This is a genomic window from Bradyrhizobium sp. (assembly GCF_016462955.1).
Taxonomy (GTDB): Bacteria; Pseudomonadota; Alphaproteobacteria; order Rhizobiales; family Xanthobacteraceae; genus Bradyrhizobium.
Map to the genome: position 1 here is coordinate 7,082 of NZ_JAEMSD010000266.1, position 1,235 is coordinate 8,316.

At 63.5% G+C, this 1,235-nt stretch carries 1 protein-coding gene and 1 pseudogene; one reads left to right on the forward strand and one right to left on the reverse strand.

Translation table 11 applies throughout. The features are described 5' to 3' along the window. Positions 1-683, reverse strand: a pseudogene (locus tag JHD07_RS23900) (PAS domain S-box protein); the annotation flags it as partial. A 134-nt stretch (positions 684-817) separates the two neighbouring features. Here JHD07_RS23900 and JHD07_RS23905 point away from each other — a divergent pair. Next, positions 818-1,235, forward strand: a 418-nt coding sequence (locus tag JHD07_RS23905) for a MarR family transcriptional regulator (RefSeq protein WP_291626532.1), incomplete at its 3' end; no start/stop codon positions are given.

Below are 1,235 nucleotides of genomic sequence, written 5' to 3' on the forward strand. Positions count from 1 at the left end.
TCGGCGAAATCGATCGCCTGTGGGTTGACGCTCTGCCGCCGCGCGAAGGTGAGGAGCTGGCTGGTCAGCGCGGCGCCGCGTCTGGTCGCGGTCTCGATCGCGGACATGGCGCGCGCGAGCCTCGGGTCCTCGGCGGTGCCCTTTTTCAGGATGTGAAGGCTGCCGCTGATGATCATCAGGAGATTGTTGAAGTCGTGGGCGACCCCGCCGGTGAGCTGTCCGAGTGCATCGAACTTCTGCGACTCGGCGAGCTGCTTCTGCATCGCCTCGAGCTTGAGCTGGGAATTGCGGCGCTCGGTGATGTCGCGCGTGATCTTGGCGAAGCCGATCAGTGCGCCGGCCTCGTAGATCGGGTCGATCACGACGCTGGCCCAGAAGAAGGTGCCGTCCTTGCGGACGCGCCAGCCTTCCTCCTCGTATCGGCCTTTGTCCCGTGCGATTCCCAGCGCCCGTGCGGGCTTGCCGTTGGCGCGATCGGTTTCGGTGTAAAAACGGGAAAAATGCTGGCCGAGAATCTCCCTGGGCGAATAGCCCTTGATGCGCTCGCCGCCGATGTTCCAGCTCGTGATGATCCCATTGGGGTCGAGCATGTAGAGGGCGTAGTCGGCAACGCCTTCAACCAACAGCCGGAAACTGCGTTCGCTTTCGAATAAGTCTCTCTGCTGATTGAGCTTTTCGATCATTCCGGGCCCCGCCTCGACGGGGACAAACGCGGCACCGGCCAAATTGTTCCCTAGGCATGTCGCATTTCTGGGCAGGTAACCGGCCGCAGGCAAGGCGCCTTGACAACAAGGCGCTTTCGTCAGATATTTCTGTCATGACAGAAAGGACCGGAAAAACAAAACTCCCCATCGCCGTTGAGCGCTTCATCCTGCATTGGGGCGACATGGGCGACGAGTGGGGAGTGAACCGCTCGGTAAGCCAGATTCACGGGCTGCTTTATCTCGCCGAGGCGCCGATGACGGCCGAGGACATCGCCGAGACGCTCGGCATGGCCCGCTCGAACGTGTCCAACTCGTTGAAGGAGCTGCTCGCCTGGAACCTGATCCGGCGGGTGCCGATCCTCGGCGACCGCCGCGACCACTATGAGGCCGAGACCGACATCTGGGAGATCGCGGCCAGGATCGCGGCGCGGCGCAAGGAGCGGGAGATCGACCCGGCGATCGCGGCGCTTCGCGCCTGCGTGGCCGATGCCACGGACGATCCCGGCATCAGTCCGGTCGCAGCCAAGCGCC